The 22961-nt window shown below is 54.7% G+C and carries 16 protein-coding genes and 2 pseudogenes; 13 read left to right on the top strand and 5 right to left on the bottom strand.

Annotation, left to right across the window (positions count from 1 at the left end; genetic code table 11):
- Positions 1–21 precede the first annotated feature (21 nt).
- Positions 22–972 carry a hypothetical protein gene (locus L2731_RS08630; protein ID WP_249252703.1) on the bottom strand — a complete coding sequence of 317 codons (951 nt, stop codon included), beginning with the start codon at positions 970–972 and terminating at the stop codon, positions 22–24.
- A gap of 639 nt (positions 973–1611) precedes the next feature.
- Between L2731_RS08630 and L2731_RS08625 the strand changes: the two genes are divergently transcribed.
- From L2731_RS08625 to L2731_RS08615, 3 genes and pseudogenes are all read left to right on the top strand, one after another.
- Positions 1612–1896: a hypothetical protein gene (locus L2731_RS08625; RefSeq protein ID WP_249252702.1), complete on the top strand. Its 285-nt coding sequence runs from the start codon at positions 1612–1614 to the stop codon at positions 1894–1896.
- Between the two features lie 58 nt (positions 1897–1954).
- A pseudogene (locus L2731_RS08620) lies at positions 1955–2551 on the top strand (glutathione S-transferase family protein).
- A gap of 88 nt (positions 2552–2639) precedes the next feature.
- Complete coding sequence (locus L2731_RS08615; protein WP_249252701.1) at positions 2640–3137, top strand: P-loop nucleotide/nucleoside kinase family protein; 498 nt, start codon at positions 2640–2642, stop codon at positions 3135–3137.
- Positions 3138–4284: 1147 nt separating this feature from the next.
- Here L2731_RS08615 and L2731_RS08610 read toward each other — a convergent pair.
- Positions 4285–4689, bottom strand: coding sequence for a VOC family protein (locus L2731_RS08610; RefSeq protein WP_249252700.1), 405 nt, complete (start codon positions 4687–4689; stop codon positions 4285–4287).
- A gap of 136 nt (positions 4690–4825) precedes the next feature.
- On the opposite strand from L2731_RS08610, the gene L2731_RS08605 reads away from it, so the two are divergent.
- Together L2731_RS08605 and L2731_RS08600 are read left to right on the top strand one after the other, a co-directional pair.
- Positions 4826–5086 (top strand): DUF5062 family protein, encoded by a 261-nt coding sequence (locus L2731_RS08605; protein WP_249252699.1) that lies wholly within the window; start codon positions 4826–4828, stop codon positions 5084–5086.
- Between the two features lie 149 nt (positions 5087–5235).
- The gene (locus tag L2731_RS08600; protein ID WP_249252698.1) at positions 5236–7842 is read left to right on the top strand and encodes a cation-translocating P-type ATPase; all 2607 of its coding nucleotides are present in this window, start codon (positions 5236–5238) and stop codon (positions 7840–7842) included.
- Here L2731_RS08600 and L2731_RS08595 read toward each other — a convergent pair.
- Positions 7808–8680 (bottom strand): universal stress protein, encoded by an 873-nt coding sequence (locus L2731_RS08595; RefSeq protein ID WP_239885984.1) that lies wholly within the window; start codon positions 8678–8680, stop codon positions 7808–7810. The genes L2731_RS08600 and L2731_RS08595 overlap by 35 nt on opposite strands.
- Positions 8681–8802: 122 nt before the next feature.
- Between L2731_RS08595 and L2731_RS08590 the strand changes: the two genes are divergently transcribed.
- Complete coding sequence (locus L2731_RS08590; protein ID WP_249252696.1) at positions 8803–9996, top strand: cation:proton antiporter; 1194 nt, start codon at positions 8803–8805, stop codon at positions 9994–9996.
- A gap of 90 nt (positions 9997–10086) precedes the next feature.
- Here L2731_RS08590 and L2731_RS08585 read toward each other — a convergent pair whose 3' ends face one another.
- Complete coding sequence (locus L2731_RS08585; RefSeq protein WP_249252695.1) at positions 10087–14637, bottom strand: ATP-binding protein; 4551 nt, start codon at positions 14635–14637, stop codon at positions 10087–10089.
- A 120-nt stretch (positions 14638–14757) separates the two neighbouring features.
- Between L2731_RS08585 and L2731_RS08580 the strand changes: the two genes are divergently transcribed.
- Positions 14758–15669, top strand: a complete 912-nt coding sequence (locus tag L2731_RS08580; protein WP_239849558.1) for a LysR family transcriptional regulator — start codon at positions 14758–14760, stop codon at positions 15667–15669.
- Between the two features lie 61 nt (positions 15670–15730).
- Here the strand turns inward: L2731_RS08580 and blaOXA are convergent, their stop codons facing one another.
- Positions 15731–16726, bottom strand: coding sequence for a class D beta-lactamase (gene blaOXA / locus L2731_RS08575; protein WP_249252694.1), 996 nt, complete (start codon positions 16724–16726; stop codon positions 15731–15733).
- 302 nt (positions 16727–17028) lie between these two features.
- Between blaOXA and L2731_RS08570 the strand changes: the two genes are divergently transcribed.
- From L2731_RS08570 to L2731_RS08545, 6 genes and pseudogenes are all read left to right on the top strand, one after another.
- The gene (locus L2731_RS08570; protein ID WP_041510003.1) at positions 17029–18177 is read left to right on the top strand and encodes a C15 family peptidase; all 1149 of its coding nucleotides are present in this window, start codon (positions 17029–17031) and stop codon (positions 18175–18177) included.
- 57 nt (positions 18178–18234) lie between these two features.
- The gene (locus tag L2731_RS08565; protein WP_249252693.1) at positions 18235–18807 is read left to right on the top strand and encodes a SprT family zinc-dependent metalloprotease; all 573 of its coding nucleotides are present in this window, start codon (positions 18235–18237) and stop codon (positions 18805–18807) included.
- Positions 18808–19038: 231 nt separating this feature from the next.
- Positions 19039–19773: an endonuclease gene (locus L2731_RS08560; protein ID WP_415837063.1), complete on the top strand. Its 735-nt coding sequence runs from the start codon at positions 19039–19041 to the stop codon at positions 19771–19773.
- Positions 19774–19776: 3 nt separating this feature from the next.
- Positions 19777–20508: a 16S rRNA (uracil(1498)-N(3))-methyltransferase gene (gene rsmE, locus L2731_RS08555; protein WP_041510001.1), complete on the top strand. Its 732-nt coding sequence runs from the start codon at positions 19777–19779 to the stop codon at positions 20506–20508.
- 39 nt (positions 20509–20547) lie between these two features.
- On the top strand, positions 20548–21495 hold the full coding sequence (gshB, locus tag L2731_RS08550) for a glutathione synthase (protein ID WP_249252692.1): 948 nt from the start codon (positions 20548–20550) through the stop codon (positions 21493–21495).
- Between the two features lie 12 nt (positions 21496–21507).
- A pseudogene (locus tag L2731_RS08545) lies at positions 21508–22824 on the top strand (alkaline phosphatase); the annotation flags it as partial.
- Positions 22825–22961 lie beyond the last annotated feature (137 nt).

Below are 22961 nucleotides of genomic sequence, written 5' to 3'. Positions count from 1 at the left end.
TTACAGTCAGCTGAGACCACATCAATATAACGGTGGGCTAACACCTAATGAGTCAGAGCGAAGATACTGGCTTGAATACAAAACCGTGGCCAATTTTAGTTGACCACTACAAAAGCCGATACCCAATGCCAACGTAAACCAATAGCCAAAATCCGTCGCTAATGAATACTGGAAGTAATGCCAACTTGGAAAGAGCTGTCTTTGGCTCAACGTTTTATCGGCTGCATCCAACATTGCACCGGTGTTTGTGCCACCAATAACTCCACTGATGGTGAAGTTATGCCAACTGTAAAGTACCGCAAACGAGACCAATATTGAGCATCCATAAATCAAGATTTGCTTGGCGTAACCCATTCGGTCCTGTGCCCAATAAAAAGAAACAAGCACCATCGCCAAGAAGGTTGGAATGTATAAAGAGGCTTTTAGTGTGATTAACGCCGCTACTGAAGTGAAAACGCCCACGGCAACTGAGCTACGCCAAGAAAGCTGATTACTAAAAACATAATACAAAGAAAGCATTATCAAAAAAGTCGCAATAGGGTCAGTTCTAAAACTTGCCCCCATACGCACGTTGAATGAAAACGCAAAGTAAGAAAGTACCGCAAACAAAGCCCCCGAAACACTGCATTGGAGGCGACAGAGCCTGTATATACACAGTCCTGTACCCATTTGAAAGGCGATCATAACCAATCTGGCCGCAATGATTTGATCGACTTCATTGTTAGACACATAGCGTATCCAAGTGAAGAAGTGAATATGAAAGGTCTGAATATTGCTGATAGTTTCACCATTGATAAATTGGTGAACGAAAGAAAGGAAATAAAATTCATCCCAGTTTATTTCGTAGCGAAACGCCACATAAAGACGAGCGGCAATGGCAAAAAAAAGCACCGCCCCTAATATTAAAGCTGAATGAGGAAATATATCGCTCTTTGAATGGTTGGACTTGCCTATCCGATCGGTTGTTTCCATAGGTACACAATTCTTGTTGATCTACTTACCGTCCATGGCCTTTATATAATACTATAATTTTCTTCAATAATTTTTCGAAAATGCTAGTAGCCAGTATAGTTGTTACCAATCAATTATGCAGAATTGTTACTCAACTTGCTCAAAGCCAAAGAACACCACTCGCACAGCCAAGTCATTAGATAAGTACGGGACGCAGTACAAGAGTTACACCACATAGAAGGTCAGGACGGCGTTCAAGATCGAGTACATATTCCCCATTAACCCCAATCTAAAATCCTAGATTACTGAGTTGCTCACACCAGGGTGGCCCTCTATTCTCACTCTAAGACTTACTCTACCTGACTTCCTGCGTCATGTAGTTTCAGCAACTTTGTCGACGGCGTCATCGGTGCGATCTTTAGCTGTTTTTTGGTAGATTGACATCTGATTCTACTCACCCAACTCTTAGCCCTAACTCATACCTGACTCGCACTCTAATCCAGTATGCCATTGGTAATGCCATTTTGAGTATGAATACCAGCCCAGTGATTAGCACTCGTATTTTGGGTGCTTTTGGAGTTTGCCAGGGCATTAGGTACGCTTGATTTTTCCGATCTGACACCCATTTAAATTAAGACGATGAATTGATAGGGTAAGCAAATGGGTTTTGTTGGGCGATTAGGTGGTTGGGAGCCACTGCTGAGCTATTTTATGCTGGGTACTCTGTTTATCCTGCTGATTTTAGGGTTGGCAAGGTTAATCCGTTGGGCCAAGAGGATGCCCGCCGGCGCCTATCTCGCCTTGGCGCTGTTTCCTCTGATTTCACTGTTTCCTATCCCGCCCAGCGAGATCAAAAAGTTGCAACGTATCAAACAGGAAGAAGTAAAATGGGATCAGGAGTCCGGCGACCCGGCTGGCGATGATCCGCCTTCAGGTGCTTTGTAATTAGCGAGTTCAGTAAAAAGCGTCTGTTTGGCAGGCGCGAAAGACCTAAGGAGTATGTGTGAAAATCTACGGTGATCTACAATCTGGCAACTGCTACAAAGTCAGGTTGTTATGTACCCTGTTAGGGATTAAACATTAGTGGATTCATGTGGATATTCTCGCGGGCGATACCGGCAATAGTGAGTTTCTGGCCAAGAACCCCAACGGCAAGATCCCCCTGCTGGAGCTCGACGATGGCCGCTGCCTCTCCGAGTCCAACGCCATCCTAAACTTCTTAGCCGCAGGTAGCGAACTGCTTCCAAAAGACAGCTTTACGCTTGCCAAGGTGCAACAGTGGCAGTTCTTCGAGCAATACAGCCACGAACCCTTTATCGCCGTGGCGCGCTTTATCGCTAAGTATCTCGGGCTGCCCGACAACCGCCGCGCCGACTACGAGGCTAAACAACAAGGCGGCCATAAGGCGCTGGCAGTAATGGAAGCCCAGCTACTCAAGACACCCTACTTAACCGGCGAGCAGCTAACCACGGCCGATATTGCGCTATATGGCTACACCCATGTGGCCCACGAGGGCGGTTTCGACCTTACCCACTACCCGGCAATTCAAGCCTGGCTTGCGCGTATCGCCTCTCAGCCCCAGTATGTGGCCATGGTCTAATCTTCTGTGATGGCCGGTGCAGTGGCGATGGCTTGAGTATCTGGTAATCGCCGAAGCATCCAACAATGGAAAAACGAAAGGACGCTAGATGACACTACAGGGAAAACTCTTCTTTTTCTGCGGTAAGATGGGCGCAGGCAAGTCGACAAAGGCTAAGCTTATCGCCGATGAAAACAGCGCAATTTTACTGTCGGAAGATGAATGGCTGGCGGCACATTTTCCCCAGCAGATTCAGTCATTCGATGACTATATTAGCTACTCAAACCGAATCAAACCCTTCATCAGGCGACATGTGGCGCAGCTGATAAACCTTGGCACTAACGTGGTGATGGATTTTCCCGCCAACACGATAAGGCAGCGGCTATGGTTTGCCTCGCTATGCAATGAACTTGGCTGTGACCATGAGCTAGTCTACCTCGACCTGAGCGACCAGCAGTGCCTGACGCATATCAATAAGCGTCGCCAGGAGCAGCCCGAACGGGCGCGCTTCGATACAGAGGCCATGTTCCATCACGTCACGCAATATTTTGAGCCACCAACTGACGATGAGGGGCTGAACATCACACTTGTTGAAGGCGATGCCTAGGTAAGGGTGTATGGTTGGCACTTCCTTTATTTGCTTAAATAGAATTTGGCTGCATTTTAGTTTATTAAAAATGTTTGAGGGTCGTACCTTCATGGCTATCTAGCGCCTGCCCGGCAAGGGATGCCAAAGTACTCGATAGATAATGCCCGAAGCATTGATTGTAAACGCTCAGCATAGCTGTGGTAGGTTAAGTGAATTTGAAGGTCTTACCTTCGCCGTAATTAATAGCCTGCGGCTCGCTTATGTGCAGATACATCTGCTACACGCCATGAATACTTCCTTGTAGGCTCGACGATGGCATCTGACCTACATGGACGTAGGAAATGCCAATAAATGTAGGGAACATTTTTGGCCCTGCCATCGACGTCCGCAGATGCATCTACACCCGGTATCTAACGTCTCTTCGATTTAGCGTCATTGGGTGCCCATTGGTGAGAAACATTTGGCCACATTTGTATTTACAGGGGACTTGAAGGTCGTACCTTCATTGCTATCTATCGCCTGCCCGGCGGGGGCTGTGCAAGCACTCTTTTGGCACGCCGAGGTTCCGTCCCTGGAGGCTTCACGGCGGCGTCCATGCCGCCGAGAGCCAAAAGCGTGCTTACACCCGTATCTAACATCTCTTCGATTTAACCTCATTGGGTACGCGTTGATACAAGCGATTATTTTTAAGAAAAAAGCGCACTGATATGTGATATAGCTTGTTGATTGCCACTACAAACTGCCAAATGCAGCTCAATCGAAGAGATGGATAACTAGGTGTAAACATGCTTTTGGCCTTCGAAATCATGGATGATTTCGCAGAGCATCCATGGATGGACTTGCTGCGTGCCAAAAGAATGTTTGCACATAAGGCCTGCTGCCAAGCAATTGATTAACCATGAGGCTATGGTTTAAAGCTCCCATCCAAGCACCTAAGTCAGGTAGATGCAAAACATCAAACTGAAGCAACACTTCATTCAATCTGTCACAAATGTGTAAGCACACAAGGGTCGCTCTTTTGCGTCCCTGCAAGCGCGACATTAGTGCATCCATGCACTGCACCTGCTGCCAAGCAATTCAAAACAACTTAGGTTAACGCTACAGGTTAGTCATTTAAAACCATAAATATCCCCAACTTGAGAATGAGGAGTCTCAGCTACTCCAGCTACCCCTTCGCCAACTTCAACTCCACCACATTCCCCTCAGGGTCATGGATATAGAGGGATCGCCCAAATCCTTGGGCGCCATAGCGTCTGGCAAAGCCTTGGGTGGCGATGCCGTGATGGGCTAGGTAATCCAGCAACGCCTGTTCCTCCATGGCCTCGATGAGCAGGCAGATGTGGTCGACGTTGCGGCCATCCTGCACCGGAGGGCCGCCTCCGAGCCTGCCCAGCTTGCTGTCGCAGGTGACGATATCGATCAGCGCCTTGCCCGCCCTGAGTTGTGTGAGCCCCTCCTCTGGCAACTCGCGCTCCAGTTGGCAGCCCAGTATCCCCTGATAGAAGGCCAGCATGGCGCCCAGGTCTGTGGTGCGAAACACCAGATGGTCGATTCCTCGAATGCTTAACATAGTCACCTCATTTTCCTTGTCCCTCATCAGTATAGTCGCCGATAAATGAAGATAATCACTCACTTGTGACAATTGCCGGTAGGCGAAAGCGTAAAATTGGCGTAGCTTGTCTCTATCAGGCCTAAGGAGATACGTGATGAAACAGGGTAAGCACGACGCACAGCTGTTAAAACTGGCGCTGGAGATAGGCATAGGCTACGCCAAGAAACGCGGCTTTAGCGATTTTGGTCAAGGCATCTCCCCCAAGGACAAGGTGGAATGCATCTACCGCCTGTTGGTGCAGGACAAGCTCATCCAGCCCCTGGCCACGGATAAGGAAGATGGCCCCAACATGAAACACAAGTTGATCCTCTGGATCCATCGCCAGCTCCCCGAGGATCACCCCCTCAAAGAATAACCCTAAGCCTGAGCATGGCGGGCCATTCAGACCTTTGCTCGCCCTCAAGCCGTTGATCTCTATCAAACCTTAGGCCGATTCCCGGCAGCGAGGGCTGAGATGAGCTATAGATCTAGCATCACCTCAGCCTAAATGCACAAGGAGTTTCCGTGGCCGGGCCAGGACTCTCGAGTCAAGTGGCGGCCGAGCGGCTCGAACAACATGGGCCTAATTGCCTGCCCAAGCCGGCAAGACTCAGCTTCGTCCGCCTGTTTATCCTGCAATTTAAGAGCGCCTTCATCTACGTGCTGCTCGCGGCCTTCATCGCCTGTCTGCTGCTGGGTCAGTTACTCAATGCCATCTTTATCTTCGCCGTGCTGCTACTCAACGCCATCATAGGCACAGTGCAGGAATACTCGGCCCAGCAGGCGGCCGACGCCCTGAGTAAGATGGTGCCCTCCCAAACCAAGGTGATCCGCGACGGCCACCCCAAGCTGGTCGACAGCATGAGCCTGGTACCCGGCGACTATATTCTGCTCACAAACGGCGATCGCATCGGCGCCGATATCCGCATCGAGCACCACAACCAGTTTAAGGTGGATGAGTCGGCGCTCACCGGCGAGTCGCTGGCGGTGAACAAGACAGATCTCGCCTTCGCCGGCACCCTGGTCACCCATGGACGGGCCGAGGGCGAAGTGGTCGCCACCGGCGCCCGCACTCAGATAGGCCAGATAGCCGCACTGGTGCGTCAGGGCGGCAGCGCCAAGCCCCCCTTGATGCAGCGCATCGAGCGCTTCACCCTGATCATCGCCATCGCCACCTTAGTGATCATCGCCCTCATCTTCGGCCTCACCCTGCTACGGGGCGCCGATCTCTCCCAGGTGTTCCTGCTGGGTGTCGCGCTGGCGGTCTCCGCCATTCCCGAGGGGCTGCCGGCGGCCATCACGGTCGCCCTGGCCATCGGCATGAAGCGCATGTCTCAGGCCAATGTGATCGTCCGTAAGTTGGTGGCGGTGGAATCCTTAGGCTCCTGTACCTATATCGCCTCGGATAAGACGGGCACCCTGACGGTCAACGAGATGACCATCAGCCAGATCAGCCTGCTGAGCGGCGAGCGCTACCATGTGTCAGGCACAGGGCTGTCGCCGACCGGGCTGGTGCATAAACATGGCCACGGGGTGCCAGTGTCGGCCGGGCGCGATCCCCAGTTGCACCGCTTGGCACTCACCGGCGTGCTGGCCAACGAGGCCCACCTTATCTTCGAGACCGAGCAGGGCCATGCAGATCAGATTCATGCCGACGGTGACGGGGTAGACCTCGCCTTCCTGACCCTGGGCTATAAGCTCAATCTCGAGATGGATAAGGCCAAACAGCCGCCCCAGGAGCGACTATTTGCCTACGAATCGGAGAACCAGTTCAGCGCCAGCATCAACCTGATAGAGGGGCGCTCTGTGGTCTCGGTGAAGGGCGCGGTGGAGAAACTGCTGACCATGTGCCAACTCGATGAGCAACAGACTCAGGCGGTACTGGATGAGACCCACTGGCTGGCGAAGCATGGCTACCGGGTACTGGCGCTTGCCAGCGGTGAAGTAGATAATCCGAACCGCCCCCTGGAGCACCTCGACTTTCTCGGCCTGGTGGCCATGAGCGATCCCCTGCGGGAAGATGCCATCGAGGCAGTGGCCCTGTGTCAGCAGGCGCAGATCAAGGTGGCCATGATCACCGGCGATCACCCGGTGACCGCCCTGGCGCTGGCACGTCAGCTCAAGCTGGCCAAGGATAGCGACGCGGTGATCACCGGCGAGCAGCTGACAGGCGCCCAGCAACAGAGCCTGACCGACTTCGACAGGCTCATCGCCAGCCACAGGGTGTTTGCCCGGGTGCAACCCAGGCAGAAGATGGAGATCACCGAGTCCCTTATCCGCCAGGGTGAGTTTGTCGCCATGACGGGGGACGGTGTCAACGATGCCCCGGCACTGAAACATGCCCATGTGGGCATCGCCATGGGGCGTAAAGGCACTGACGTGGCACGCGAGAGCGCCGATCTGGTACTCACCGACGACAGGTTCAGCTCCATCGTCAAGGGGATCATCGAGGGGCGCATCGTCTACAACAACATCCGCAAGGTGATCTATCTGCTGATCAGCACAGGCGCCGCCGAGCTCTTGCTGTTTATCTTAAGCGTGCTGTTTGCCCAGCCTATCCCACTGTTTCCACTGCAGATCCTCTGGCTCAATTTGGTCACCAACGGGGTGCAGGACGTGGCGCTAGCCTTCGAGCCGGGAGAAGGCCATGAGATAGACCAGCCGCCACGCAAGCCCAGCGAGCCCATCTTCGATCGCCTGATGCTGGAAAGGCTCATCGTCAGCGCCCTATGGATGGGCATAATGGCCTTCGGCCTCTTCTCGCTGGTGCTGGCCATGGGCAATAGTGAGAATGACGCCCGTAATCTCACCCTGATGCTGATGGTGCTGTTTGAGAATGTGCATGCCCTCAACAGCCGCTCCGAGCGCAACTCACTGCTGCGTATGCCGATGCTGAGCAACCCGCTGCTGCTGTTTGGTATCGTCTTGGCCCAGGGGATCCATATAGGCGCCAGTTATACGCCCGGCTTGAGCCAGGCGCTGGGGATCAGCCCCATAGGGCTGGGACAGTGGCTGATACTGCTGAGCGCGGCATCGACGCTGCTGTTTATCGATGAATATCACAAGCGTCTCTGGCGTCAGCAGCACAGACCCAAGGTTAGGCAGGCAACAGCTGATCGTCAGCTGGAATGATGAGCACATTGCTGCGAATGCGACTCAACATGGCCTCGGCGGTATTGCCTATGACCATGCCCATCAGCCCCTTACGCTGGCGGGCGCCCATCACCAGATAGGCCGCCTTGAGGCGACAGGAAAGCTCATACAGGCAGAGATCGGGATCGCCCGCCAGGAAGTGGACATGCTCCTGATGCAGGCCAATCTCATCCAACTGGGGCTGATACCTGTGATAGGCGTCCTTCACCAGGGTGCGGGTGTCGATAAGATCCATGTCTCGCAAGATCTTGGGCACGCGTATGATATAGGCCAGATGCAACTGGCAATTCATGGCCTCTGCCAGCTGCTGGCCATGTTGAATGACGCACTGATTAAGTTTCTGCTTGATGGCGTTGTCGCTGCCCAGATCGACCGCCATCAGCACGGTACGGGCACGCTGCAAGGGGTTGTCACATAACATCATCAGGGGAATACGCACATGGCGGATAAGTTGCCAGTCCATCGGCAGATAATGGGTCTTGTGATGCACCGCCTTAACCATGAGGTCGAACCCATGACGAATAGAGTGATGACAGGCGTGTTCGAACAGATCTTTGCTCCAGACGCTATGTACGGCAACGTCATCGGCCTTAAGCTGTTTCAGCTTGGCGGCGATCTCCTCGCTACGCTGGCGCATCAGCGCCACCTTGGCCGCCGCCGCGAGCCTGGGGTTGTAATGCTCCTTACCCGCGAAAGATTCGTAGCTGTAGGCAAACACCTCCGCCTCCTTCTCCAGCCTCTTGGCCAAGGCGATCCCCGTCTCGATGGCATCGGCCTGCTGCTCGGCTTTCTGGGAAATAATAAACACCTTGTCCATGGTCATCTCCTGTCGGCAAGTATCCACTTGAGCTTAGTCACACTCCGTGAGTTACGCCTTGATCTCGGTCATCAAAATGATCAAGATCACATTATCACCACTGCCGGGGAGTCTCGCCTACCATGGCCATAGATAACTTCGTCTTGTCCCTGTGTTTGATTCTGCTCTTTGGTCGCTTGCTCGGAGAGGCCTTTAAGCGGCTGCAACTCCCCGCCGTGGTCGGTGAGATCCTGGCCGGGATCCTCATCGGCCCCAGCCTGCTGGGCTGGATAGCCCCCAACGAGACCTTGGCCGTGATGGCCGAGCTTGGCGTGATCTTACTGCTGTTTTCTATCGGCTGCGAAACCTCTATCAAGCGTCTATTTCAGGCGGGTAACAGCGCGGTCGGCGTGGCCCTTCTTGGCATCGCCCTGCCCGCCGTGGTCATTGGCCTGGTGTGCCTCCTCTATCTGGAGCTGCCTGGCTTTACCTCCCTCTATCTGGGCTGCGCCCTTACCGCCACCAGCATAGGCATATCGATACGGGTAATGGCGCAGGCCAATCAGTCACAGAGCCAGGAGGGTCACATCATACTGGGCGCCGCGGTGATCGACGATATTGCCGGGGTGATCCTACTTAGTCTGCTGTTTAACTTTGCCAGCTCGGGCGAGGTGGGGCTGATCTCGAGCGGCCTGTTGATCCTTAAGATCGTCGGCTTCCTGATGCTGGCACCGCCCATGGCGCGGCTGCTCTTGTATCTGTTTCGCGCCGTCAAACCCAGAGAGGAAGAGACAGGCTATGAGGCGATCGTCACCATGATCCTCATCTGTCTGTTTGCCTGGCTGGCCCACGCCCTGCACGCCCCCGCCCTGCTCGGTGGCTTCGCCGTCGGCCTGGCCTTGAGTCGCCAATTTATCTCACCCCTCAATCGTTACCTGCAAAATCCCTTCGCCTTCACCCACGAGATGGAGGTGGAGTCCAAGCCTCTGGTAGACATCTTCGCCCCCATCTTCTTCGTCTATGTGGGGATAAGCTTAGATCTGAGCCAGATAGACCTTGGCTGGACTGGCCTGTTTACCCTGTTGATGCTGTCCGGGCTGGCGATAATCACCAAGATGATGGCCGGTCTAAGAGTGCCTGGCTCGCTGAGATCTAAAACGATCGTCGGCAGCGCCATGGTGCCAAGGGGGGAGGTGGGACTGGTGTTTGCCGAGATGGGGCTGCAGATGGAGATTATCTCGCCTAAGCTGTTCACCGAGCTGGTGCTGATCATCGCCATCACCACACTGGCAGGGCCTTTGCTGCTCAAGTTAGCACTTGCGAAAGACACTAGATAGGGTGGCGAACACGGGTCTAAAATCCGGCGCTAACTCACGGGCAAAAAAATACCCGCCATCTGGCGGGTATTTAGCATTTAGAGTCTTAAGTTAGACAGGAGAGACTACGAACAGTAGCTCGCCCTGTGAAACCTGCTGACCATTGCTGTTCAGGATACGCTCGATGCGGTACTGCTTATCCTCTGGATAGAGTACGGCGCCCTGGCGGTTGAAGCCAGCCAGTGTCACCTGAGAGAACATCTTCATCGCTTCGGTCAGTGCCAGTGTCTGATCCACAGTCACTATGTCACCTTCCTTAACGAAGTCGGCTTCACCCGGTGCCGGAGAGGTGTAGAAGATACCTGCACCTTGAGCCAGTACCTTAAGCTCGTTACTCTCACCCACACGCAGCGACTCGGTATCAACACCTACTGTCTCGGCGGCGGCTTCCATCTCGGCGATCAGCGCCGGAATATCCAGCTCGGCCATGAAGCGCGGCAGGTAGTTGGTGTCGTAAACGCCTTCGTTGAAGGTGCCATCTTTCAGGATGCGAGTCAGCAGTGGGATGTTGGTCGCGATACCCTTGATCACTACCTGATTAGCCAGGTAGTCATGCAGCTTGTTGATCACATCTTCACGGCTCTCACCACGGCAGATGATCTGGGCGATCAGGCTGTCATAGTATGGTGAAACCTCTTTGCCTTCACCGGCGATAGAGATGATCTCGATATCGTCACGCTCTGGGATCACACACTCGGTGATCAGGCCTGGATGTGGCAATAGCTGCAGCACACCGTTGCTGTCCAGCGCGGCCTTCTCGGCGGTCACACGCACCTCGATGGCGTAGCCAATCTCTTGTGGCTCGAGATCTTCGATAGAGCGACCCGCGGCGATGTCGAAGCCGGCGCTCACGATATCGATACCTGAGGTTGCCTCGGTCACTGGGTGCTCAACCTGCAGACGTGTGTTCATCTCCATGAAGTAGACTTCGTTGGCATCCAGGTTGTAGATGAACTCTACGGTACCTGCACCCATGTAGTCTGTCGCGTCACCTAGGGCACGGGTGTATTCCATCACCTTCTGCTTCAGCTCTTCAGGCAGCATGGTTGAACCAGATTCTTCGATCACCTTCTGGTTGTTACGCTGTACCGAACAGTCACGCAGACCCAGTACCTTGGTATTGCCAAACTTGTCACGCAGCAACTGAACTTCGATATGACGCAGTGAGGTCACATACTTCTCTAGGTAGAGGTCGCCGTTACCGAAGGCCGCAGCCGCTTCGGTAGAGGTCTTCTGGAACAGAGAGATCATATCTTCTGGACGCTCAACGACCTGGATACCCTTACCGCCACCACCTTGTACCGCTTTAAGCAGCACTGGGTAGCCAATTTCGTTAGCCACGTTCACCGCCTGCTCGGCGTTGGTCAGAATACCGTGGCTACCTGGTACTACAGGCACGTTTTGCGACTGCGAGGTCTTGATCGCGTTCGACTTGTTACCCATAGTCGTCATTGAGTGCACACTTGGACCAACGAAGTTAACGCCGTTGTTCACACACAGGGCCGCAAACTGCGGGCTTTCCGATAGGAAACCGATACCTGGGTGCAGCGCGTCGACCTGCTCGTACTCGGCAACCTTCAATACCGAGTAGGCATTGAGGTAACTCTCGTCTGAGGTGTTACCACCGATACAGACCAGCTTGTCGTTTTCGTTCAGCATGTCGGCTGGTACCGAGGTCATGTCAGGGTCTGACGCCACCAGTACAACCTTGATGTCGTTGTCGTGAGCCTTGCGGATCAGTTTCACCGCAGTACAGCCACGGGCATGTACCAGTACCTTGTCGATCGGCTTCATCAGCTGACGCGGATCGTCCTGTACCAGCTCTTCCTCGGTGATTAACATCTCAGGCACCAGGGTCGACAGGGCGTTGCCAATCACATCCACTACCTTGGCCGTTGGCTTAGGCATGAGTGGATCTATGCTGCTGAGCTGATCGTCGATAGTGTCGCTAAATGGGTTGGTGACCAGGGCGTTCATGGCGCCAGGAACCTTAGACAGATAGTTCGACAGGGTCGAGGTAGACGGCAGGTACGCAGGTACTACCATCTGACCGGCAAACGGCATGTTGGTGCCAGAGAAGTAGTAGGTCTGTACTAACGGGTGAGTCACGAAGCTCGCCTGTGCACCACCGGTACAGTCACCGAAACCAAACATCAATACCGGCAATTCGTTGTCACGAATGAAACGGGTAATACGGTCGTTCACTACCGCCATAGAGAAGAGCGCCGCAGCACCTTCTTTAGTCTGCATACCACCAGAGCTGATGAAGCAGATCACCGGCAGCTTACGCTTAGCACACTCGATCAGCAGCGCTGAGAACTTCTCTGCAGAGGCCATATCGAAGGCACCGGCCTGGAAGGCGGTGTTAGACACGGCGACACCGACGCGCATGGTTTGTCCATTGTGCTCGAAGTCCGCGGTACCTGTGATCAGGCCGCAAGGACGGATCCCCTTGTCTAGCGCGTCTTCGATAGAGAGACGGAAGCCTGGGAAGTTCAGCAGGTTAGCCGACATCTTGTCGCCGTTTAGCTCTTCAAACTCGGTGAAGAACTTGGCAATCACACTATCCCAGCTCATCTTACCGGCGCGCTTCTCGTCACGCAGCACCTTCTGGATCAGCAGATCCTGATAACCCATGGTCAAACGGTTCCAGAAGTCTTTACGACGACCGATACGCACTGGGTTGATGGCACCCGTGTACTCGCTGCTCTCCTCTTCGCTGGCGAAGTATTCTGGCAGCAGGCGCTCGAAGAAATAGGTCAGGATAACGAACAGAGAGTCGTTAAGCTGAGGGAAACCAACACTCTTCCACTGCTCAGTCTTGGTCAGCAGATCGGCGCGGTTAGACTGAGACATGAAGTACTTCAGCCACTTGTAGAACTTGTTCTTGTCGTTCGCGGTATCCTGCTTAGAGATAGCACGATCGATAGAGTCATGCAGCAGGCCGTCAACCGAGGCGCGCGATAGGCTCTTAGACATCATGGCTTCTTTCGCGATAGAGGCAAGGTTGCCCACGACGTTGTCGTACAGCGCGTTGAAGATCAGGATGTTATGACATTGCCAGATGAAGTCTTCGCGCAGCTCTTCGTGCACGATCACATCCAGTACTGTCAGCTGGTTCAGCTCAGGCCAGTCTGCCTGAGTCACTTCGTCCGGAAGGCTCTCAAGGTAGTGGATCAGCCCCTTGAAGTTGTTCTCGGCGTTGCTCTTCCATCTGTGGTACAGCGACCAACCGATGTTAAACAACAGCGCCTTACGGGCCTTCTTATAGTTCTGCTTCGGCTCACCCAAGATGAGGCGAGTCAGCATGTTACGCTCGGTAGAGACTTCGTCACGCTTGGCGGTGAAGTTGCCCCACAGCTTGTTCAGCTCTTCATCGTACACCAGCTTATCTGGGCTAGAGAGCCAAGACTGGAATACCTTGTCCTGCTCCTGCTGAATACGCGCCAGCAGATCACCCTCAGGCACACTCACCTTAGACAGGCGACCGTACTGCTCCTGAGAGATCGAATGGATACGGCTACGCAGCGTCAGATAACGCAGGTAACGGTATGAGCTACCAAACAGGTTGAGGTGCATGGTGGGGTTGTTGGCCACCGACAGCTCGGCGTGATGCTCAAGCGCTTCCAAGTTCTTTGAAGGCTCAAGGAAACGGTTAAGGCTGCGATCATAGTGCTCGCGCAGATCCTTAGATTCGCGTACAAACTGTACCGCCGCATGCTCAACCGCCTCGATGCTGCTGATGATGGCGCGGCGTAGGTTGTGCTGACGCTCATCCTTATCAGAAGGTGAGAAGTCGATGATGCCGTCGATACAACCTGAGGTGTAAAGCTCCTCTGGCGACACGCCTACCGACTTAGCACACTCCTGCCAAGAGAGGTTGTACTTGCGAGCAATGCTTTGCAGACCCTGTGGCTGAATGGTGTTGAAGATACCGTCGCGCAGGGACAACAGAATGTTAGCCGCGGCCAGTGGGATGGCACCACCAGAGTAACCGGCACCGATAACGATACCTACGGTAGGCACGTCGACGTTGGCACTCTCGGCAATCGCCTTAGAGATGGTGTGCGCCTGGTTCTGACTGTTGGCAATTTCACCCGCATCGGCACCCGGTGTGTCGATGAGGTAAACGATAGGCATTGAAAGTTCGGCAAAATGACGAATGGCCGTACAGGCCGCCAGGTGATGCTCTGGCATCCAGGCACCATTGCTCGTGGTACGTTCCTGGGCGATAAAACCGATGCGGCGAGTGCGAGATCCAAAATTCAGTTCGATCTCGGCACTATAAAAAGGCCCCATATGTTTTTCGACAATTAACTTGCCTTTCAGATCCGCAATCACGCGCTTGGCGCCTGGGCGGCTCTTATCTAAGGTAGGTTGAATGACTTTGGCCACATAGCCGTCAACATCCAACTGTTCTAACTCTTTTAAGTTAGCTTGTATTTCATCGTCGCTGAGCAGACCCTTGATCTGCTGTGAAAGGCTCTGCTTGCTATGCTTAGGAAACAGAGAAAAATCCTGTGCCAAATGTTCAGCTTGAAGAAAAAGCGGATCGGCTGTTTGAACCTGAGTCGTGTTTGTGGGCTGATTGTTGCTGGTCATCAATAGATCCTCTGCTTTAGCCTCTAAAATTTTTAGCCCATAAATATAGCTTTGTTATAGGGTCAAATGCTATTAAACTGGCTTAGACGCTTTGTTCCATATTTGAGACAGTGATAAATAATGCCAGATTTGAACGGTATGATGCTCTTTGCGGCCGTCGTTCGCGCCAAGGGTTTCTCCCAGGCAGCCCGCAATACGGGCATGCCAAAATCAACCATTAGTCGTAAGGTGGCTCAGCTCGAAGAGCAGCTCGGCGTGCGCCTGTTACAGCGCGATACCCGCAATCTTAGCCTGACTCAAGTTGGGGCGCTTTTTTACCAGCATTGCAGTAGTATTAGCGATGAAATCGAGGCTGCCAAGGCGACCATAGAAAATACGCATAATGACGTATCGGGTTCACTGCGCATCGCCATACCGGTTTCCTTCAGCCAGGAGCTGATTGCCAGTCTCTGCAGCAGCTTCATGCGTCTCTACCCTAACGTAGATCTCGACGTCCAATTTACCGATAGCGATGTGGGCCTAGTGGGCGAAGGTTATGATATCGCCATCAAGTACGGGCCGCTGCAATCCTCCGACTTAGTCGCCCGCCTGTTGTTTGAGCGCCAACCCATACTGGTGGCCAGCCCAGGCTACCTCAAGGCCAAAGGCACCCCGGCGACCCCCCAAGATCTCAGGGAGCACAGCGGCATACTGCTGGGGACCTCACGCTCGGCGCCCATCTGGCCCCTGGGTAAGGGCGATCGCAAGACCATGGTCAACTTTAAGCGTAAGGTCAGGGTGAACAGCGCCATCATGGTCAAACAGCTGGTATTGGATGATTTCGGTATCGCCATGCTCTCTAACTCAGTGTGTAAGAACGAGCTTGCTGGCGGCAGCCTGGTGCCTCTGCTGCAGGAGTGGCCCATGGAGCCCTTCAAGGTGTATGGCGTCTATTCCAGTCGACGACAGCTGGCCACCAACATCAGCGTCTTCCTCGATTTCTTTACCAAACGCTTCAACAGCCATGAGTCGCTGCAATCTTTGATGATGTAGCTTATGGTCTTACATCTGGCAGCCTTAACAGCTTCCTAGCTTCTGCCATCACATCCTATCCTTACATCCAGCCCTTGGCCGTGAGCAGCTGTTTCACCACACGCTTGCGTAACGCCAGATCATTATCCGTGGCAATATCCATATTCATGGCGAAGAAGTAGGTGTTCTCCTCTCGCTCGAGCCAGCCGACCCACCAACCAAGCTTCTGTCCCTGGCGCACGCCATAGCCTGTCTTGGCTCTGAGCACCCATTCGCCGTTGGCCTGGTTAAGCATCATAGTCTTGACGATACGCTGACTGCGCTCGGACACCGGCAGTTGATTGTGATACAGGCGCCGCAGGAAGTGCACCTGCTCAAGGGCCGAAATCGCTAAGTCACCGTCGAGCCAGAAGCTGTCGAGTCCACCGCCGATATTGGCATTGCCATAGCCGAGATGAGTCAGGCCTTGGGCCATGCGCTCGGCCCCCAGCTGCAATGCGAGTTTCTGATAGATGGGCACCACGGAATACTTCATCGCACCAGTAAAGCTGTGGTCGCGATTCCAGGGGGTATAGGCACGTTTCACCCCATCCCAGGCAAACTGGCTATGCTCGTCTTTCACTATGCCCGCCTCAAGCAGCAACAGGCTATGGGGGATCTTAAAGGTAGAGGCGGGTATATAGGCATGGCGGCTGCGGGCGAGATCGTTGGTGCTTAGGGCTCCCCTGTTATCATCCATCAATACCAGGACGCCCCTGGCACCGAGCGCTTCGAATGCCGCCTGTATCTCACCGTCTAGCTCGATCCGCTCGGCCGTCTCATGTTCGGCGGGCTTATGTTCGGCCGCCTTATTTTCGAACACAGATAGTGAAGCCGCCTGCGCCTGAGACGCCGCGGCCGCACTACCCGCCCAGATAAACAGGCCTAAGCTGAGCAGCCCCAGATAACTTAAGGTGCAAATCAATCGATAAGCCAAGATTTTACTCAAGCCATTACTCAGGCCACTACTCAAGCCATTAGTAAGACGACTGCTCAGGCTGTCACCCAGCCGTTCACCTAGACTGACGCGTATTGTCATCGACCCCCTCCCCAAAAAACAGTTAGCCCCAATAGCCAAAATTCACCATCAGGCCCCATCAGATTACCTGGCTCAAGTCTAGCAAGTCATCTCATCGCCAAGCGGGCAAACTCATGATGATTTGTGTCAAGAATCTGGCATTTTATCAAGCCATCTCAAGTCTTTATTTGCAGGCAGATGTCGTGCATACTCAGTTGTTGACTATAATAATTTCAAATTGATAACCGCCCTGAGCCATCATTGCCCAACATCGGCCACTGGCTGAATGTCTGGGTAAGAGGTTTTTGCAAAGGAACCATCTCATGCGTAAAACAGCCATAGCCCTGGCGATGACCAGCTTACTGAGTGCCAGCGCCTTCGCCAGTCTGGATCTCGAAGAACTGCGCCTGCCTAAGGCGACACAGGCCATGCCCGACGTCGTCAATCGCTATCAAGCCCTGGTCGACAGTCTGGACGAGAAATATCGCCAGCAGAAAGATGAACTCATCATGACACAGATGGTGGCCCACCAAGGCGAGCGTCTATGGCAACAGGCCGTCAGAGACGTGCAATCAGGCGGACAGGATGACAGATCCCTCTACTGGAGCCGTCTGGCGATGAAGAAGACGCTCAAGCAGTCGAAGCCCGCCTTTAACATGGCCGACTGGCAGCGCACCATATTACTCAAGGCGGTAGAGAAATCTTCCCGCGGCTTCAGCGACATCCACTTCGATGAGGACAGCCAGATCCGTATTCTGCTCACCGGCTTCGACCCCTTCTTCCTGGATCGCCACATAGATCAGAGCAACCCCTCGGGATTAACCGCACTCGCATTAGACGGCTACAAGTTTAGCGTCGACGGCAAGAAGGCCCAGATAGAGACGGTGATGATTCCGGTACGCTTTGCCGACTTCGACCAGGGGATCATCGAATCCTTACTGACCCCTGTCTATCGTGAAAACAGCGTCAACGCCATCTTCACCGTCAGCATGGGACGCGACGACTTCGACCTAGAGCGCTTCCCCGGCCGCAACCGCAGCGCCGCCGCGCCCGACAACCTCAATGTGCTGACCGGCGCCACGGCCCAGTCGCCACAGGCGCCTATGTTCGATGGCAAGCCCCTCTATGGGCCTGAGTTCGTCGAGTTCTCGCTACCTGTCGGCGCCATGCAGTCGGTTAAGGGGAGATGGAAAGTCAACGACAACCATACCGTCACTACCCTGTCACGGGGCGAGTTCGACGCCAGCTCATTGGCTGAACTGCAAAACGCCACATCGGTCAATGGATCTGGCGGGGGTTATCTCTCCAACGAGATCTCCTACCGCGCAGTGTTACTGGGCCAGCGTTTCAACAGTGGCATCAAGGTAGGTCATATCCATACGCCTAGGGTAGCCGCCTATGAGGCCGAGACAGAGATGGCGATAGTGGATCAGGTCAAGGAGATGGTCAAAGCCGCGGCAACCCGGCTATAATCCTCCCCCTGAAGACGCCCGCCAAGACGGTGGGCGTCAATGACCCTAAGCCCTAATATGTTTCGACCACTGCAATCCCTGTTTCGCTCAAAGGCGCAAGACACACAGGCGCCCAAGTCAAGAGTCATCAAATCCGATCTCAATGCCCATCAGCAGCGCATCGTCGCCGCCGTCGAGTCTTGCTATCAGACTGCCGAGCAGAAGCTTGGACGCAGCTTCCCCCGCCCCGAGGTGAACTTCAAGCTCAGGGGCAAGAGCGCCGGTACCGCCCATCTGCAGCTCAACAAGCTCAGGTTTAATCCAGTATTGCTCGAGGAGAATCCAGAGGAGTTTGTCGACCAGGTGGTGCCCCATGAGATTTGCCACCTGATCGCCTATCGCCTCTATGGCCGGGTCAAGCCCCACGGCAAGGAGTGGCAGGCGCTGATGATAAACCTCTATGGCCTGACACCCAGTACAACACACAGCCTGAATACCGCTTCTGTCGCCGGTCAGACCTTCGATTATACTTGCCGCTGCGGCGTGGTCCCACTGAGCATTCGCAGGCATAACAAGGTACAGCGCCAGCAGACCCAGTATCGCTGTCGGCGCTGTAAGAAGACCCTGAGCCGAGTCCATGACCAACCATGATGAACCCGGCTTAACTTGCCTGAACTGAGTCGATTCCCGTAGAATCGGCTTAACTATCTGCTTAGATATCGAGTTAACTTTCGGGTTAGATATCGACATAGCTATCGGTGTCCTCACCATGGGGCCGAACACTCACCTTGTCACCAAGCCAGCCAACCCAAGAGCCAGGCAGAGATAGGCAAGGGATTTTTTGTTTTTTAGGGAATAAATGTGCTAACAACCTCATACGGTCTGAGGCCACTGCTGCGTGGCGCCTTGGCGCTGCTTGCGCTCGGCCTCTCGACAGGCGCCCTCGCCTCCCATCCCACCAGTTTCAACCAGGCCAAGAAGGTCGCACGTAGTATTTACAGCGACACGCTTCCGGCCAAGAGCTTCTACTGTGGCTGCGACATCAGCATCTCAGGCAAGCTATGGCAGCCCGACTTCGAGCGCTGCGGGTACCAGGTGCGTAAACAGGAGAAGCGCGCCAAGCGCATCGAGTGGGAACACATAGTCCCCGCCTGGGAGTTTGGCCATCAGCGTCAGTGCTGGCAAGAAGGCGGCCGTAAAAACTGCGGCAAGACAGACAAGCAGTTTAAGAAGATGGAGAGCGACCTGCATAACCTGGTACCCGCCATCGGCGAGGTCAACGGCGATCGCAGTAATTACCGTTTCAGCCAGTGGAACGCCAAGGCTGAACAATATGGTCAGTGCGCCATGGTAGTCGACTTCAAGGGCAGAAAGGTGGAACCGCCGAGCCAGACGCGTGGTCAGATAGCCCGCACCTATCTCTACATGCAACAGGCCTATGGCCTCAAGATCGCCAAAAGTCAGCTAAAACTGTTTCAGGCATGGGATAAAAGCTATCCAGTTGATACTATTGAGTGCCAACGAGACCAGGCCATCGCCGCCAGACAGGGCAACCACAACCCCTTTGTTCAGGCACAGTGCCAAAAACTGACCGAAACCCAGCGTATCGCGGAGTAATGCATGAGAATTCCAAGGATCTATCAGCCCGGCGACTATGCCCCTCAACAGCAGCTGATGCTGGATGAAGAGGCCGCCGGCCATGTCGGGCGCGTCTTGCGCATGGGCGCAGGCGAGCAGCTCGAGCTGTTTAATGGCGACGGCCACAACTATCTGACCGAGATCGTCGCCGCCAGCAAGAAAAATGTCGAAGTGCGGGTCCTATCTAAGGAAGCCAACGACAACGAGTCCCCGCTTAACCTGCACCTGGGTCAGGTGATCTCCCGCGGCGATCGCATGGACTTCACCCTGCAGAAATCGGTCGAGCTGGGGGTCAATACTATTACGCCACTGTTTTCCGAACGTTGCGGTGTCAAACTGACCGGCGAGCGTCTGGAGAAGAAGATACAGCAGTGGCAGAAGATAGTGATCAGCGCGTGCGAGCAGTCCGGTCGCAGCACTGTGCCCCAGGTGAGACCGGCGATGCATTTGGCCGATTGGTGCGCCGAGCCAACCCAGGCGCTAAAGCTTAATCTTCACCCAAGGGCCGCCCACGGCATTCAGGGGTTAACGATGGCGACCGACAGGGTGCGTCTGTTGATCGGCCCGGAGGGCGGCTTATCGCCCCAAGAGATCGCCATGACGGAAACCCAGACCTTCACCGACGTGCTGCTCGGCCCGCGCGTGCTGCGCACCGAGACCGCCGCCCTGACGGCCATTAGCGCACTACAACTGAAATTCGGCGATCTGGGCTAAAGGCCCGGCTCCCTTCGCATTAATATAAGGAAAAATGAGATGATTAAGCTTGGCATAGTGATGGATCCCATCAGCGACATTAACATCAAGAAAGACTCCAGCTTCGCCATGCTGTTGGCGGCCCAGTCGCGAGGCTATCAGCTCTATTATATGGAGATGCAAGATCTGGCCATGATGAACGGCGTGGCCATGGGTAACATGCGTCGCCTGAGGGTGAAGCAAGACCCTGCCTCCTGGTATGAATTGGACGACGCCGTCGATACGCCGCTGGCGGATCTGGACGTTATCCTGATGCGTAAGGACCCGCCATTCGATACCGAGTTCGTCTACGCCACCTATATGCTGGAGCGCGCCGAGGAGCAAGGCACACTGATCGTCAACAAGCCCCAGAGCCTGCGCGACGCCAACGAGAAGCTGTTTACCGCCTGGTTCAGCGAGTTTACCCCAGACACCCTGGTGACCCGCGATGCCCAGCGCATCCGCGCCTTCTATCAGGAGAAGAGCGATATCATCTTAAAGCCGCTCGACGGCATGGGCGGCAGCTCAATCTTTAGGGTCAAGGCGCAAGATCCTAACCTTGGGGTGATCATCGAGACCCTCACCAATCATGGTCAGCAATATGCCATGGCTCAGGCCTTCATTCCCGATATCACAGCCGGCGATAAGCGTATTCTGGTGGTCGATGGCGTACCTGTACCCTACAGCCTGGCACGCATCCCACAGAAGGGCGAGACCCGAGGTAACCTGGCCGCCGGTGGTCGCGGCGTGGCTCAGCCCCTGTCCGAGAGCGACTGGGCCATCGCCAATGCCATAGGCCCTGAGCTGAAGAAGCGTGGCCTTATCTTCGTCGGCCTAGATGTGATCGGCGATAAGCTCACCGAGATCAATGTGACCAGCCCGACCTGTATCAGAGAGATCGAGGCCGCCTTCGACGTGGATATCACTGGCATGCTGATGGATGCCATCGAGGCGCGTGTCGCACGTTAAACTGGAGCCAAGATGAAGTTCACCCGTTTATATAACCTGCTCTGCCTGAGTGCCGCCCTGGTATCGGGCAGCCTCTGGGCCGAAAACCTGCTCGGCCCGCAGACGGCGCCGAGTCGTCCCAAGAACATCGTCATCATGGTGGGCGATGGCATGGGCCCTGCCTACACCAGCGCCTATCGCTACTATCAGGACAACCCAAGCACCCAGGAGATAGAGCAGACGGTGTTTGACCGACTATTGGTAGGTAACGCCAGCACCTATCCGGCGCCTGTCAGCGGCTATGTCACCGACTCGGCCGCCGCCGCGACCGCCCTGGCGACTGGGGTAAAAACCTATAATGGTGCCGTATCGGTCGATACCAATAAGCGCCCGGTACCGACCCTGCTTGAGCTGGCGAAAAAGCGCGGCATGAGCACGGGCGTCACAGTCACCAGCCAGATCAACCACGCCACCCCAGCCGCCTTCCTAAGCCACAACGAGAGTCGCCGCAACTATGAGGCGCTGGCCGAGAGCTACCTAAATACCGAGGCAGATGTGATGCTGGGCGGCGGTCAACGCTACTTCTCCGACAAGCTGATCGAGCAGTTCGAGGCCAAGGGTTACCAGGTAATCAAGGATGCCGCCCTGCTCGATGGCGTGACCCAGCCTAAGGTGATGGGCCTGTTCGCCGACGTGCAGCTGCCCTGGGCAATCGATGAGCCAGAGGCCAGACGCCTGAGCACCATGACGGCCAAGGCGTTAGATCTCTTGTCACAGAATGACCAAGGCTTCGTGCTTCTGGTGGAAGGCAGCCTAATCGACTGGGCCGGCCACAACAACGATATCGCCACCGCCATGGCCGAGATGCATGAGTTTGCCGGCGCCATCGAGGTGGTCGAGCAATACGTCCGCCAGCATCAAGACACCCTCTTGGTGGTTACCGCCGACCATAACACCGGCGGCCTCTCTATCGGTACCCATGGCGACTATCGCTGGGACAGCCAGGTGCTGCGCCAGGTTAATGCCAGCCCAGCACGCATCGCCAGCCAGGCACTGTCCGAGGATGAATGGCAGAGCGGCGTAAGCGGCGCCTTGGGCTTTACCCCAAGCGGTGAAGAATTTAGTGCACTGGATAGTGCCCGGATGCAGGGCGAGAAGGTGTTGACCAGCCAGCTTAAGAAGCTTATCGACCAGCGCTCCAATACCGGCTGGACCACGGGAGGACACACGGGTGTCGACGTGCAGGTGTTCGCCGCCGGCCCGGCCTCGTCACTGTTCGCCGGCCACCAGGACAATACCGATATCGCCCATAAGCTGATCAGCCTGCTGCCTAAGCCCGCTAAGGCAAAGCCCGCTAATGCTAAACCCGCTAATGCTAAGCCTGTTAGTGCTAAGCCAGTTAGTGCTAAGCCAGCGAGTGTTCTGCCAGCAGAGCCTGAAACAATCGAATCACCTAAAACAGAGGCGCCCGAAACGGCGCCGCTAGA

Origin of the sequence: Shewanella aquimarina (assembly GCF_023349185.1) — a bacterium.
GTDB classification, from domain to species: Bacteria; Pseudomonadota; Gammaproteobacteria; order Enterobacterales; family Shewanellaceae; genus Shewanella; species Shewanella aquimarina.
This window is presented reverse-complemented; position numbering and strand designations above follow the sequence as displayed.

Excerpts from the sequence above, each read along its gene's own strand:
- L2731_RS08630 (WP_249252703.1), bottom strand. The coding sequence starts at position 972 with ATGGAAACAACCGATCGGATAGGCAAGTCCAACCATTCAAAGAGCGAT.
- L2731_RS08625 (WP_249252702.1), top strand. The coding sequence starts at position 1,612 with ATGGGTTTTGTTGGGCGATTAGGTGGTTGGGAGCCACTGCTGAGCTAT.
- L2731_RS08615 (WP_249252701.1), top strand. The coding sequence starts at position 2,640 with ATGACACTACAGGGAAAACTCTTCTTTTTCTGCGGTAAGATGGGCGCA.
- L2731_RS08610 (WP_249252700.1), bottom strand. The coding sequence starts at position 4,689 with ATGTTAAGCATTCGAGGAATCGACCATCTGGTGTTTCGCACCACAGAC.
- L2731_RS08605 (WP_249252699.1), top strand. The coding sequence starts at position 4,826 with ATGAAACAGGGTAAGCACGACGCACAGCTGTTAAAACTGGCGCTGGAG.
- L2731_RS08595 (WP_239885984.1), bottom strand. The coding sequence starts at position 8,680 with ATGGACAAGGTGTTTATTATTTCCCAGAAAGCCGAGCAGCAGGCCGAT.
- L2731_RS08590 (WP_249252696.1), top strand. The coding sequence starts at position 8,803 with ATGGCCATAGATAACTTCGTCTTGTCCCTGTGTTTGATTCTGCTCTTT.
- L2731_RS08585 (WP_249252695.1), bottom strand. The coding sequence starts at position 14,637 with ATGACCAGCAACAATCAGCCCACAAACACGACTCAGGTTCAAACAGCC.
- L2731_RS08580 (WP_239849558.1), top strand. The coding sequence starts at position 14,758 with ATGCCAGATTTGAACGGTATGATGCTCTTTGCGGCCGTCGTTCGCGCC.
- blaOXA (WP_249252694.1), bottom strand. The coding sequence starts at position 16,726 with ATGACAATACGCGTCAGTCTAGGTGAACGGCTGGGTGACAGCCTGAGC.
- L2731_RS08570 (WP_041510003.1), top strand. The coding sequence starts at position 17,029 with ATGCGTAAAACAGCCATAGCCCTGGCGATGACCAGCTTACTGAGTGCC.
- L2731_RS08565 (WP_249252693.1), top strand. The coding sequence starts at position 18,235 with ATGTTTCGACCACTGCAATCCCTGTTTCGCTCAAAGGCGCAAGACACA.
- rsmE (WP_041510001.1), top strand. The coding sequence starts at position 19,777 with ATGAGAATTCCAAGGATCTATCAGCCCGGCGACTATGCCCCTCAACAG.
- gshB (WP_249252692.1), top strand. The coding sequence starts at position 20,548 with ATGATTAAGCTTGGCATAGTGATGGATCCCATCAGCGACATTAACATC.